The following is a 13,324-nucleotide window of genomic DNA, read 5'->3' on the forward strand; positions in this document are numbered from 1 at the left end:
GCTTACGCCAAAAGGGCGCGAATCCTACACCGGCAGTTCACTGCTCGTACACCGGGCAGGAAAATGCCCGACATTGGGCAGTCCAACCTGATTTAAGTTCTTTAGTAACAGCTTGTAAGAGAAAACTTTGTTATTCAGTTATAGCAATTCCCCGTGGCGAGGGAGCTTGCTCCCGCCGGACTGCGAAGCAGTCCGCTTTTCAAGGGCCGCTTCGCGACCCGGCGGGAGCAAGCTCCCTCGCCACAAGGATTGCGCAAAACGGCGGCGTTCACCGTTCATAGCGTCAAAGATGCTCTTGTCCGCCGACGGCCCTATAATGCGCGCCGGTTTTTGGGGTAATGGTCATGAGTACAGAAGATCCGCGGTTTGCAGGCATCGCCCGTTTGTATGGCATCGAGGGCCTCGAGCGCCTGCGTGCGGCCCATGTGGCGATTGTCGGCGTCGGTGGCGTCGGTTCCTGGGCGGCGGAAGCCATGGCCCGCTGTGGCGTCGGCGAGATTTCGCTGTTCGACCTCGACGACGTCTGCGTCAGCAACGCCAACCGCCAGTTGCACGCGCTGGACAGTACCGTCGGCAGACCCAAGGTCGAAGTGATGGCCGAGCGCCTGCGCGGGATCAATCCGGATTGCACCGTGCACGCGGTGGCGGATTTCGTCACCCGCGACACCATGGCCGAATACATCACGCCGAACATCGATTGCGTGATCGACTGCATCGACGCGGTCAACGCCAAGGCTGCACTGATCGCCTGGTGCAAGCGCCGCAAGATCCAGATCATTACCACCGGCGGTGCGGGTGGGCAGATCGATCCGACGCTGATTCAGGTCTGCGACCTCAACCGCACGTTCAACGATCCATTGGCCTCGAAAGTGCGTTCGACGTTGCGCCGCGACTATGGCTTCTCGCGTACCGTGACTCGCCATTACAGCGTGCCGTGTGTGTTCTCCACCGAACAACTGCGCTATCCGAAACCGGACGGCAGCATCTGTTTGCAGAAGAGTTTTGTCGGCGACGGGGTGAAGCTCGACTGCGCCGGCGGGTTTGGCGCGGTGATGATGGTCACGGCGACGTTCGGCATGGTCGCGGCGACCAAGGCTGTGGATAAGATTGTGGCGGGTGTGCGGCGGCCAGCGGATCGGGTGAAGCCTCAGGTTTGATTCTGGGGCTGAGGGCCTCATCGCGAGCAGGCTCACTCCTACAGGGGGACGCATTCCAATTGTAGGAGTGAGCCTGCTCGCGATGGCTGCGAAGCAGCCGCTTTATTTAGCCAACTCATTCATCCGCTGGAGCACGGCATTCAAGCCATTACTGCGCGAAGGCGACAACTGCCGCGAAAGTCCCAGCTGATTGAACCAATCGGGCAGATCCACCTGCTGCAACTCGGCAGCGCTCAAGCCGTTGACCCGCAACAGCAGCAACGCCACCAACCCACGAATCATCCGCGCATCGCTGGCAGCGCTGAACTGCCAGTGACCGTCCTGCAACTCCCCTACCAGCCACACCTGACTCTCGCAGCCATGCACGCGGTTGGTTTCGCATTTGTCCGCGTCATCCAGCGGCGGCAGACGATCGCCAAACTGCATCAGCAACCGCGCCCGTTGTTCCCAACCGGCGGCGTTCTGAAAAGTCTGCAAAGCTTCGGCGGCGGCGAGCGGCAGGCTCATCGCAGCAACTCCAGGGCCTGATCCAGCGCCTCGAAGAAACGCTCCAGATCCTCGGAGTCGTTGTACAGCGCCAGTGACACGCGAATAGCCCCGGCCAGTTCGAAGCTTTTCAGCAACGGCATGGCGCAGTGATGCCCGGCGCGCACGGCGATGCCTTGCTCGGTCAGCAGATGCGCCAGATCGGCGTTGTGCACACCCTCGACGACAAAACTCGCCAGCGCCAATTGCGGCTTGCCGAGTAGGCGTATGCCGTTGCGCGCGGCCAGGCCTTGCAGCAGGTAGGCGTGCAGCGCCGCTTCGTGGGCCGACACCGCGTCCTGATCCAGCCCTGCCAGATAATCGAGAGTTGCGCCGAGGCCGATTACGCTGGCAATCGGCGGCGTACCGGCCTCGAAACCCAACGGGGCAGGGCGGAAGCGCGCATCGTGATAATTGGCTTCCAGCACCATTTCGCCGCCGAACTGCCACGGCCGCAGTTGCTCAAGCGCCTTGTTGCGCCCGAACAGCACGCCGAGACCATCGGGGCCGTAAAGCTTGTGGCTGGAAAACACATAGAAGTCGCAACCCAGCGCCTGCACGTCGTGGCGACCATGCACCACACCTTGTGCGCCATCGACCACGGTCAGAGCGTTGTGCGCCTTGGCCATCGCCAGCAGCGCTGGCAGCGGTTGCCAGGCACCGAGCACGTTGGACAGCTGACTGACCGCCAGCAAGCGAGTGCGGGGGGTGATCAGACGCACGGCGGCGCCGAGGTCGATCACGCCGTCGGCGTCCAGCGGCAGGATCACCAGTTTTAGCTCGCGACGCTGTGCCAGTTGCTGCCACGGCAGCAGGTTGGCGTGATGCTCCAGGGCGCTGATGACAATTTCATCGCCCGGGTGGAAAAGATGTTCCAGGCCGTAGGCCAGGAGATTCAGCGCACTGGTGGCGCCATGGGTGAAGATGATCTGCCCGCTGTCACCGGCATTCAGCCACTGGGCAACCTTGAGCCGACTGTCTTCGAACGCCTGCGTCGCGTGCGCGCCGGGCAGATGCTGCGCACGGTGCACATTGGCTGCGCCGTTGGCGTAGTAGTGCGCTAGCGCGTCGAGCAGGGCCTGGGGTTTTTGCGTGGTGGCGGCGTTGTCCAGATAGGTCTGGTCTTGCCGTTGCAGGGCGGCGATGGCCGGAAAATCGGCGCGCCAGGGGGAGGGAATCATCACAGTTTTCAGCCCTGGTGAAGAGGGGCGGGATGTACGCCGAACCTTGTGGGAGCGGGCTTGCTCGCGAATGCGTCCTGTCAGTCAATAAGTTGCTGAATGACACTACGCCTTCGCGAGCAAGCCCGCTCCCACAGGGGGGATCATGTGGCTGCTTAGTTGTGAGCGTGCAGCGCTTCGTTCAGCTCGATAGCCGATTTGTGGGTCTTGCACTCCACGGCACCGGTTTCCGAGTTGCGACGGAACAGCAGGTCGGTCTGACCGGCCAGCTCGCGCGCCTTCACAACCTTGACCAGGTTGTTGTGCTCGTCCAGCAGCGCCACCTTGGTGCCGGCGGTCACGTACAGGCCCGACTCGACGGTGTTGCGGTCACCCAACGGAATACCGATACCGGCGTTGGCGCCGATCAGGCAGCCTTCGCCGACCTTGATCACGATGTTGCCGCCGCCCGACAGGGTGCCCATGGTCGAGCAGCCGCCGCCCAGGTCCGAGCCCTTGCCGACGAACACGCCAGCGGACACGCGGCCTTCGATCATGCCCGGGCCTTCGGTGCCGGCGTTGAAGTTGATGAAGCCTTCGTGCATCACGGTGGTGCCTTCGCCCACGTAAGCGCCCAGACGCAGACGTGCCGCGTCAGCGATACGCACGCCGGCCGGAACCACGTAGTCGGTCATTTTCGGGAACTTGTCCACCGAGAACACTTCCAGCAGCTCGCCGCGCAGACGGGCTTCGAGTTGCAGTTCGGCCAGTTCGCTCAGGTCGATTGCGCCCTGGCTGGTCCAGGCCACGTTCGGCAGCAGCGGGAAGATCCCGGCCAGGCTTACGCCGTGTGGTTTGACCAGACGATGCGACAGCAGGTGCAGCTTGAGGTACGCCTCAGGCGTCGAGGTCAGTTGTGTGTCTTCGGCCAGCAGGGTGGCGACCAGTGGCTTGTGGCTCTCGGCCAGACGGGTCAGCAGCTTGCCTTGAACGGCGTCGATGCCTTTGACCGCTTCAGCCAGTTGCGCAGCCTGTGCAGTGGTGAAGGTGATGGCCTGGTTGCCTTCGGTGTAACCGAGGATCGGCGCAACAGCGGCGACCAGTTCGGCCGACGGGTTGAGCAGTGGCTGAGCGTAGAACACTTCCAGCCAGGCGCCTTGACGGTTTTGCGTGCCGACACCAAAGGCGATGCTGAACAGAGAGTTGGACATGTGAATACCTCTAGCAATAAGTGACGGGCTGCTTACTTGAGTGCGGCCGCGTAGATGTCTGGCTTGAAGCCAATCAGGGTTCGGTCACCGAGATCGAGCACCGGGCGCTTGATCATCGAGGGTTGAGCGAGCATCAGTTCGATGGCTTTCGACTGGTCGAGATCGGCTTTACGTTCGTCGTCGAGTTTGCGAAAGGTCGTGCCTGCACGGTTCAACACCGTTTGCCAGCCGTGCTCGTCACACCATTGGGTCAGGTGCTCACGGTCGATACCGGCGGTTTTGTAGTCGTGGAAGTCGTAGCTGACAGCGTGTTCATCGAGCCAGGTGCGCGCCTTCTTCATGGTGTCGCAGGCTTTGATGCCGAAAAGGTGCAACGTTTTACTTGAAACGGTCAAGGAATCGCCCCCTTTACAGGTGCTGGAAAAAAATGGTGTCGGATTATGCCATGACCAAACGGTTTCGCGGCGCCCGGCTTCATTTGGCAATGCAAAACCCTGTGGGAGCGAGCTTGCTCGCGAAGGGGCCGTGTCAGTCAAAATCTCTGTTAATGACACACCGTATTCGCGAGCAAGCTCGCTCCCACATTGGAATGGCGTTGCGGGCGTGCGACATAGGTGCAACGGTCAGACGCATCCTAAGCGGCTAATATGGCAGTTCAACGCTGTCGATTGTCTGAGATTTCCGCTTTATGCAAACCGCTTATACCGTCCTGATCCTGCTGATGCTGGTCAGCGTCTCCCGGCTGGTCGGACGGGTCATCCCGCTGCCGCTGCCCCTCGTGCAAATCGCCGCCGGTGCCTTGCTGGCCTGGCCGACACTGGGCCTGCACGTCGCGCTGGACCCCGAATTGTTCCTGTTTCTGTTCCTGCCGCCGCTGCTGTTTTCCGACGGTTGGCGCATGCCCAAACGCGAGTTCTGGCATCTGCGCGGGCCGATCCTGACGCTGGCGGTCGGCCTGGTGCTGTTCACCGTGGTCGGCGCCGGGTACTTCATTCACTGGCTGTTGCCGAGCATTCCGCTGCCGGTGGCCTTCGCGCTGGCCGCCGTGCTCTCGCCGACCGACGCCGTGGCGGTCTCGGCGATCTCGCAGAACCGCTTGCCGACACCGCTGATGCACATCCTGCAAGGCGAGGCGCTGATGAATGATGCCTCGGGTCTGGTGACGTTCAAGTTTGCCTTGGTGGCGGCGGTGACCGGGGTGTTCTCGCTGGCCAATGCCAGCCTGACGTTCGTACTGGTGGCGGTCGGGGGCTTGGCCGTCGGCGTCGCGCTGAGCTGGCTGGTCGGGCGCTTGCGCGCGTGGATGATTGCCCGGGGCTGGGACGATCCGGCCACCCACGTGGTGTTCATGTTGCTGCTGCCGTTCGCCGCCTATGTATTGGCCGAGCGACTGGGCGCTTCGGGGATTCTTTCGGCTGTCGCGGCGGGGATGATGCAGAGCTGGCTTGATCTGTTGCCACGGCAGACCAGCACCCGGCTGCTCAATCGCAGCGTCTGGTCGCTGCTTGAATTTGCCTTCAACGGCCTGATCTTTCTGCTGCTGGGTCTGCAATTGCCGGACATCATCAAGGCCGTGGTCAGCCACGAACCGACGTTGTGGCCGACGCTGCTGTACCGTGGCCTCGACGTGGTGGCGATTTTTCTCGCGCTGGTGCTGTTGCGCTTTATCTGGGTACAGAGCATCTGGCGCCTGTCGGTACTGCTGCGACGGCTGCGCGGCAAGGGCGACCTGACGCAAGTGCCGACCGCGCGATCCTGCTGGTTGCTGACTGTCGGCGGAGTGCGCGGGGCGGTGACGCTGGCCGGTGTGATGTCAGTGCCGATGTTGATGGGGGCCGAGGCGTTCCCCGAGCGTGATCTGCTGATTTTCATCGCCGCCGGGGTGATTCTGTTGTCGCTGATTTGCGCCTGCATCGCCCTGCCGTTGCTGCTGCGTGGCATCGAGAAAAGCCCGGACGACAAACGTCGTCAGGAAGTGCGCGATGCCTGGCGCAAGACCGCCGAGGCGGCGATCCATGCGCTGGAAACCGAAGAGGTCGGCCCGCAGGATGCGGCGCAGGCCGCACTCTCGGCGGAACTCAAGGCGCGGATCATGTCCGAGTATCGTCATCAGCTCGACGTGTTCAATGATTCGGCCGAAGCCCAGGCGCTGGCGTTCCAGATGGATCTGCTGGAACGCCGCTTGCGCTTGAAGGCGTTGCGGGCGCAACGCCTGGAGCTGTATAGCCTCAGCCGTCAGCACCAGATCGGTGATGACGTGTTGCGCGAGGTATTGGGTGAGCTGGATTTGAGTGAGGCGAATCTGGGGCAGGTCAAATAGCCCGACACGGACCTGATGCGCTCATTCACTCGCGGGGCAGGGATAAGCGTTTGCCATGAAGATTTTGTCCTTTTCGCTGAGATCCAGATTAATGAAGAGCTGGAAGTCTCCGATGGTCCAGGACTGGCTGATCCGATAGTGCATGATCGACTTTGGATCGTATTCCGAATAAATGCTTTCGTCGGGATTGCCGCGGTCAAAGTACCAGTCGTGCAGGCGTTTGCGCGTCACGCTGGCCTGGGAGTCGTCTTCTTCCGGGTCGGCGGTGATTCCAAATTGTGCATAGATGGCTGGCTTGTCCCAGGGAATGTCTGCTGTGGGATTGGTCTGTTCATGCTCCGCGCCCAGCATATGACCGAACTCATGCATGACATTGGCTGCGAAGTAACGTGGCAGACCCGGATGCGGCCAGAGTGTCATGGTCGGCTCATCGGGATGTAGCAGAGCATCCGTACCTATCCGGGAGGAAAACGTTCCTTCCTGACTGAGTATGCGGATGTCGCCCACTTCACCTTCAACGAAATCGAATTTCAAGTTGATGTGCGGCAACCAGTTGCTGGCAGCGGCAATGGTCGCGTCCTTGAATTCCTGCGTGCCGTTGAGGAAGGCGATGCGAAGAGTGCTGCCGGGAGTCCAGAATTTTGCCGGATTGTTTTTAGCCCACATTTTACTGAACCTCCGAAGTGCATTTGATGTTGCGGGAGGTGCGTGTGGTTTCGGTTTTTTTGTTTGGCTGAAGCCGGGTTGAGTGCATAACTGAACATCCATGTTTTCGTTCGTCATATGTAACTTCTCGGGTTGCTTGTTGTTCCCGGAAAGTCGCTTTGAATGAAGGATGCTAGTTGCTGCGCCTGAGCAGGTAAATTGGATATGTGTACGATTTTATGACGGATTACCGTGCCAACAGAACTGGCACGGTAAAGATGTGATTCAACGTGGGTAAATCAACTGCATGAGCTGTTTGTCTTTATCACTGATTTCGCGATTGATCGGATTCGCCCAATTGCCAAGCGTCAAATTGTTGGGAACAGGATGGTGCATGATGGATTTTCGATCGTATGGCAAGTAAAGCGCGTCGGCATCGTCAAAAGGCGTAAATATATTGTCGTCAACTTCGCCTCGCGACAGTGGATTCATCGGTCTGTTCTGGTAGTAGTTGTAAACATTTTCTTTATTCCAGGGGATTTGCGCCTTGGGGTGCTGGTGTTCGTGCATTGCGCCGAGTGCGTGGCCAAACTCGTGGATGACGACCGTCTCGAAGTCTTCGTGTTCGGGGTCGATGCCAAGGTTCATGGTTGGCGTATCAGGAAACATATCCAGTGCATCGGTACCCAGAAATGAACTGTTCACCACACCCTCGGTGGCGATTCGGATCTCACCCTCTACGCCTTCAACGAACTCAAACTTCAAACTGATATAAGGAAGCCATTTTTCGGCGGCGGCAATGATTTTATCTTTGTGTTCCGGAGTTGGGTTATCCATGAAAGCTATTTTCAGAGTGTGTCGGCTTGGCCAAAGTTTGTCGTAGTGTACCAACGAGCGTTTTTTTCGGCTGTTGTTAAGGGCGCTGGATTTGAGTTCTTTAGCCGGTTTTTGCAGCGTGCAATATTGAAAGTTGTCCATGCTTTGTCTTGCTCCTTGATTTGTCTTTTTGGTTGTTTCGCGCATGCAAAAAACCACTGCGCGAGATTAAGCTTCGGGCAGTGTCTGGAGTAGTCGTAAAGTGGTTTTAAATGTAACTTGAGGGGTATGTCCGTGCCAGATGACTGGCACGGATATTAAAAACTCAGTGTTGGCGGGTGATGAAGTCGCGGATCCGTTCTGCAGCTTCAACACATTCAGCCAAAGGCGCAACCAGTGCCATGCGCACGCGCCCGGCGCCCGGATTCACGCCGTCGACCTCGCGCGACAGATACGAGCCTGGCACGACAGTCACATGTTCCTGCTCGAACAGGTCGCGGCAGAATGCGGCATCGTCACCGGCCACGTTCGGCCAGAGGTAGAAGCTGCCGTCCGGACGCTGTACGTCCATCACCGGGCTGAGAATTGCCAGCACTGCGTCGAACTTCTCGCGGTACAGCGCACGGTTGGCGCGTACATGCACTTCGTCATTCCACGCGGCAACGCTGGCCAGTTGGGTTTGCACCGGCATCGCGCAACCGTGGTAGGTGCGGTACAGCAGGAAACCCTTGAGGATATCCGCGTCACCGGCGACGAACCCGGAGCGCAGGCCCGGCAGGTTGGAGCGCTTGGACAGGCTGTGGAACACCACGCAACGCTTGAAGTCCTTGCGGCCCAGTTCGACGCAGGCGCTGAGCAGGCCCGGCGGCGGGGTCTGTTCGTCGAAGTACAGTTCGCTGTAGCACTCGTCGGCGGCGATCACGAAGTCGTATTCGTCGGCCAGGGCGATGAGTTTTTTCAGTACATCAACCGGGATCAGTGCGCCGGTCGGGTTGCCTGGCGAGCACAGAAACAGGATCTGGCAGCGTTTCCAGATGTCCGGTGACACGGCGTCGAAATCCGGGTTGAAGCGGTTTTCGTCCAGGCAAGGCAGGTAGTGCGGCTTGGCCCCGGCGAGGAACGCTGCGCCCTCGTAGATCTGATAGAACGGGTTCGGGCTGACCACCAGTGCATCGTCGCCACGGTTGACCACGGTCTGGGTGAAAGCGAACAGCGCTTCGCGGGTACCGTTGACCGGCAGCACATTGCGCGCCGGATCGATCCAGCCGCTCGGTACGCCAAAACGACGTTCGCACCAGCCGGCGATGGATTCGCGCAGGGCCGGGATGCCGAGGGTGGTCGGATACACCGCCATCTGATCCAGATTGTTCGCCAGCGCTTCGGCGACAAAGCTTGGCGAGCGATGTTTCGGCTCGCCGATCGACAGGGCGATCGGGCGTTTGTCCGGGTTCGGCGTGACCGTGCCAAGCAGCGTGCGGAGTTTTTCGAACGGGTAGGGCTGGAGCTGGTTCAGAGCGTTGTTCATGGGGGCCTCGTTCAATGTGGGAGCGGGCTTGCTCGCGAAAGCGGTGTGTCAGTGAATGATGTGTTGCCTGACACACCGCTATCGCGAGCAAGCCCGCTCCCACAGGGGGGAAGTTGCTGGATCAAATACTGATGCGCGAAAAGTTGATATCCGGTTCCTGATTGACGCTCAGTTGCTCGACGATTGCGTCCTGCAGGCGACTGCACAGCAGCGGGTCGGAGAGCGGCTGGTTGTGGGCGTCGGTGATGAAGAACACGTCTTCTACGCGTTCGCCCAGGGTCGCAATCTTGGCGTTCTGCAGCGACAGGTCGAACTCGAGGAAGATCCCGCCGATCCGTGCCAGCAGGCCCGGGCGATCCGGTGCCGTCAGTTCCAGCACTGTCACCGGACGCTGGGCGTCGTTGTGGATCGTCACCTGCGGCGCGAAGGCGAAGTGCTTGAGCTGGCGCGGCACCCGGCGCTGGATGATCGTCGGGTAGTCGTCGGGGTTACGCAGGGCTTCGGTCAGGCCGTCGCGTATCTGTTTGACCCGGGCCGGGTTGTCGCCGATCGAGTCACCGTCGGTATCGAGCACGATGTAGGTGTCGAGGGTGAACTGGCTGCTCGAAGTGATGACCCGGGCGTCGTGAATGTTCAGGTTGAGCTGGTCCATCGCGGCCACGGTCACGGCGAAGAAATCGTGCTGGTCGGGGGCGTAGATGAAGATCTGCGTGCCACCTTCGAACTCGCGCTGGGTGGTTTCCTTGATCAGCACCAGCGGACCGCCATCGGCCGGCTGCTGCAGGATCGCGTCACTGTGCCAGGCCACGTCGCCGGCGGTGTGACGCAGGAAATAGTCATCGCCCAACTGCGCCCACAACTGCTCGACGTCGTCCGGATCGGTGCCGCCGCGCACGAGGATGTCCAGCGCCGCACTCTGGGTCTGGCGGATCTGCTCTTCACGATCCACCGGATTTTCCAGGCCACGGCGCAGAGCGCGTTTGGTCTCGGTGTAGAGCTGGCGCAGCAGGCTGGCGCGCCACGAATTCCACAGGGTAGGGTTGGTCGCGTTGATGTCGGCCACGGTCAGCACGTACAGGTAATCCAGACGGGTTTCGTCGCCGACGATCTGGGCGAAATCGTGGATCACCTGCGGATCGGACAGATCCTTGCGCTGTGCGGTGGTCGACATCACCAGGTGGTTCTGCACCAGCCAGACGATCAGGCGGCTGTCCCACAGCGGCAACTGATGGCGCTGGCAGAACGCTTCGGCATCGACCGCGCCGATGTCCGAGTGATCGCCATGCCGGCCCTTGCCGATGTCGTGGTACAGACCGGCCATGTAGATCAGTTCAGGCTTGGGCAGTTTGGCCATGAGCTTGGCGGCCAACGGGAATTTTTCCGACACCTGGGTGTACTGCAGCTTACGCAGGTGTTTGATCAGGTTCAGGGTATGCGCATCGACCGTATAGATGTGGAACAGGTCGTGCTGCATCTGCCCGACGATGAAACCGAACTCCGGCAGGTAACGTCCGAGGATGCCGTAGCGGTTCATCCGGCGCAGGTTGCGGTGTACACCGATCTTGCACTTGAACAGCTCGATGAACAGGCTGGTGTTGCGGATATCGTTGCGGAAGTTGTCGTCGATCAGGTGCCGGTTCTCGCGCAGCAGACGAATGGTGTCAGCGCGTACGCCTTTGATTTCCGGCTGCTGGGCCATCAGCACGAAGATCTCGAGCATGGCGAACGGTGTGCGGCGGAACACGTTGTCGTTCCGTGCCTCGATGTAGCCGTCGTGCAACTGGAAGCGCGAGTTGATCGGCTGCGGCGGTGCTTCGTCTTCCGGGGCGAGGATGACTTCCTCGAAGTGCTGGATGATCAGGTCGCTGAGTTGGGCGATGCTCATGACCACGCGGAAGTACTGCTGCATGAAGTTTTCGACGGCCTGTTTGGCGTCGTCGCCTTCAAAGCCGAGCAGGCCGGCGATGGTCCGTTGATGATCGAACAACAGGCGGTCTTCCGAGCGCCCGGCGAGCATGTGCAGGGCGTAACGCACTTTCCAGAGGAATTCCTGGGACGACGCCAACAGGGCGTTTTCGCTCTCGACCAGGAAACCTTCACCGGCGAGGGCGCGCAGGTTCAGGGTGCCGTACTGACGCCGGGCCACCCACAGAATCGTCTGGATATCCCGCAGGCCACCGGGCGAGCCTTTGACGTTGGGTTCCAGGTTGTATTCGGTGTCGTTGTACTTGTGGTGACGGGCCTTTTGCTCGGCGCGTTTGGCCAGGAAAAACTCCTTGGCCGGCCACATGTGCGCGGTGCTGGTGACATCGAGCATGCGCTGGCGCAGGCGTTCGGGGCCGCAGATGGTGCGGCTTTCCATCAGGTTGGTGACCACCGTCAGGTCGGCGCGGGCCTCTTCGGCGCATTCGTCGACCGAGCGTACGCTCTGACCGACTTCCAGGCCGATGTCCCACAGCAGCGTCAGAAAACGCTCGATGGAATCGCGGAAGACTTCGTGATCGGCGCTGTCCAGCAGGATCAGCAGGTCGATGTCGGAATAGGGGTGCAACTCCCCCCGGCCGTAGCCGCCGACCGCGACCAGCGCGATATCGGCGTCTTCGCTCCAGTTGAACTGCTCCCAGGCTTTTTGCAGGATGTTGTCGACGAACCACGCACGGTCTTCGATCAATCGGCGGATGTCGCGGCCGCTACGAAAACGCGTGTCGAGGACCTCGCGCGCCTGGCGGATCGCCTTCTTGAACGCCGCGATGGGACTCGCTTTCAGGGCCAGTTCAGCCTGGAACTGGCCGCGGTCGAAGAGTTCGGGATCCACCTGCGGCATCGATTGGCTTTCCTTCTATAAGGCTGGGAGCGTTCTTGGGATCAGGCCGAGACGCGCGGGATGGTGTCATCGGCGCGCAGGGTGAAAATCTCGTAGCCAGTGTCGGTCACCAGCAGGGTGTGTTCCCACTGCGCCGAGAGTTTGCGGTCCTTGGTGATCGCGGTCCAGCCGTCGCCCAGTACCTTGGTGTCGGCCTTGCCCTGGTTGATCATCGGTTCGATGGTGAAGGTCATGCCGGCCTTCAGTTCCATGCCGGTGCCGGCGCGACCGTAATGCAGGATCTGCGGCTCTTCGTGGAACACCTTGCCGATGCCGTGGCCGCAGAACTCGCGAACCACCGAGAAACCGTTCTTTTCCGCGTGCTTCTGGATGATCTCACCGATGTCGCCGAGGCGGCAGCCAGGTTTGACGATTTCGATCGCCTTGTACATGCATTCCTGAGTGACCTGCGACAGGCGTTCGGCCCAGACCGGCACTTCGCCAACGTGGAACATGCGGCTGGTGTCGCCGTGGTAGCCGTCCTTGATCACGGTGACGTCGATGTTCAGGGTGTCGCCATTCTTCAGCGGCTTGTCATTCGGAATGCCGTGGCAGACCACGTGATTGATCGAGGTGCAGATCGACTTCGGGTAGCCTTTGTAGTTGAGCGGCGCAGGGATGGCCTGCTGCACGTTGACGATGTAGTCGTGGCAGATCTGGTTCAGTTGATCGGTGGTCACGCCCGGTTTGACGTGTTCGGCAATCATTTCCAGCACATCGGCGGCCAGTTTGCCGGCGACACGCATGCCAGCGATGTCCTCGGGGGTTTTGAGGTTGACGGTCATACAGGCTCTCTCTGCGCTCGGCGGCGCTTGCTGATACGGATAGGGTGGCAGGTGTGGGATTTGCGACCCTGAAAAACGCGATTCTACCAGACGAAAGGAGCAAATCCGCGCCTGCGTGCATCGCGTCTGTCTATACAATGGTGCGCTTGAAGGCGATTCCAAGGGGGCTGCGCCCATGTCCCTGGTGCGATTGCAGATTCCGGGTTCCGTTTCTGTGCACCCTGTGGTATAAAATGCGCCGCTTTCCGGGGATACCCCGAAAAGCTTAAATCCACACACGTGTCGACACGATGACCTGGGTGCTTTTGGCTTTATGC

Annotated in this window: 11 protein-coding genes; 2 read left to right on the forward strand and 9 right to left on the reverse strand. The window is 60.3% G+C overall.

The features are described from left to right. Positions 1–338: 338 nt before the first annotated feature. Positions 339–1,157 (forward strand): tRNA cyclic N6-threonylcarbamoyladenosine(37) synthase TcdA, encoded by an 819-nt coding sequence (gene tcdA, locus E4T63_RS05650; protein WP_135295052.1) that lies wholly within the window; start codon positions 339–341, stop codon positions 1,155–1,157. A gap of 102 nt (positions 1,158–1,259) precedes the next feature. Here the strand turns inward: tcdA and E4T63_RS05655 are convergent, their stop codons facing one another. The 4 genes from E4T63_RS05655 to E4T63_RS05670 all read right to left on the reverse strand — a co-directional run bounded on the left by E4T63_RS05655 (position 1,260) and on the right by E4T63_RS05670 (position 4,394). Beyond that, the gene (locus tag E4T63_RS05655) at positions 1,260–1,664 is read right to left on the reverse strand and encodes a SufE family protein (protein ID WP_134785539.1); all 405 of its coding nucleotides are present in this window, start codon (positions 1,662–1,664) and stop codon (positions 1,260–1,262) included. Next, positions 1,661–2,866: an aminotransferase class V-fold PLP-dependent enzyme gene (locus E4T63_RS05660; protein WP_135295053.1), complete on the reverse strand. Its 1,206-nt coding sequence runs from the start codon at positions 2,864–2,866 to the stop codon at positions 1,661–1,663. Before E4T63_RS05660 ends, E4T63_RS05655 begins: the two co-directional genes overlap by 4 nt. A gap of 152 nt (positions 2,867–3,018) precedes the next feature. Next, on the reverse strand, positions 3,019–4,053 hold the full coding sequence (gene dapD / locus E4T63_RS05665; protein WP_085697324.1) for a 2,3,4,5-tetrahydropyridine-2,6-dicarboxylate N-succinyltransferase: 1,035 nt from the start codon (positions 4,051–4,053) through the stop codon (positions 3,019–3,021). A gap of 32 nt (positions 4,054–4,085) precedes the next feature. Further along, complete coding sequence (locus E4T63_RS05670; protein WP_042607053.1) at positions 4,086–4,394, reverse strand: arsenate reductase; 309 nt, start codon at positions 4,392–4,394, stop codon at positions 4,086–4,088. 347 nt (positions 4,395–4,741) lie between these two features. On the opposite strand from E4T63_RS05670, the gene E4T63_RS05675 reads away from it, so the two are divergent. After that, positions 4,742–6,373, forward strand: coding sequence for a Na+/H+ antiporter (locus tag E4T63_RS05675; RefSeq protein ID WP_098967456.1), 1,632 nt, complete (start codon positions 4,742–4,744; stop codon positions 6,371–6,373). 21 nt (positions 6,374–6,394) lie between these two features. Here the strand turns inward: E4T63_RS05675 and E4T63_RS05680 are convergent, their stop codons facing one another. From E4T63_RS05680 to map, 5 genes are all read right to left on the reverse strand, one after another. Continuing rightward, positions 6,395–7,156 (reverse strand): hypothetical protein, encoded by a 762-nt coding sequence (locus tag E4T63_RS05680; RefSeq protein ID WP_227698862.1) that lies wholly within the window; start codon positions 7,154–7,156, stop codon positions 6,395–6,397. 147 nt (positions 7,157–7,303) lie between these two features. After that, positions 7,304–7,996 carry a M12 family metallopeptidase gene (locus E4T63_RS05685; RefSeq protein WP_098967459.1) on the reverse strand — a complete coding sequence of 231 codons (693 nt, stop codon included), beginning with the start codon at positions 7,994–7,996 and terminating at the stop codon, positions 7,304–7,306. A 163-nt stretch (positions 7,997–8,159) separates the two neighbouring features. Continuing rightward, complete coding sequence (dapC, locus tag E4T63_RS05690; protein WP_098967460.1) at positions 8,160–9,359, reverse strand: succinyldiaminopimelate transaminase; 1,200 nt, start codon at positions 9,357–9,359, stop codon at positions 8,160–8,162. A gap of 121 nt (positions 9,360–9,480) precedes the next feature. Then, the gene (locus E4T63_RS05695; RefSeq protein WP_135295054.1) at positions 9,481–12,183 is read right to left on the reverse strand and encodes a [protein-PII] uridylyltransferase; all 2,703 of its coding nucleotides are present in this window, start codon (positions 12,181–12,183) and stop codon (positions 9,481–9,483) included. Positions 12,184–12,224: 41 nt separating this feature from the next. Next, positions 12,225–13,007, reverse strand: coding sequence for a type I methionyl aminopeptidase (map, locus tag E4T63_RS05700; protein WP_007964271.1), 783 nt, complete (start codon positions 13,005–13,007; stop codon positions 12,225–12,227). Positions 13,008–13,324 lie beyond the last annotated feature (317 nt).

It is taken from the genome of Pseudomonas fluorescens (genome assembly GCF_004683905.1).
GTDB classification, from domain to species: Bacteria; Pseudomonadota; Gammaproteobacteria; order Pseudomonadales; family Pseudomonadaceae; genus Aquipseudomonas; species Aquipseudomonas putida_A.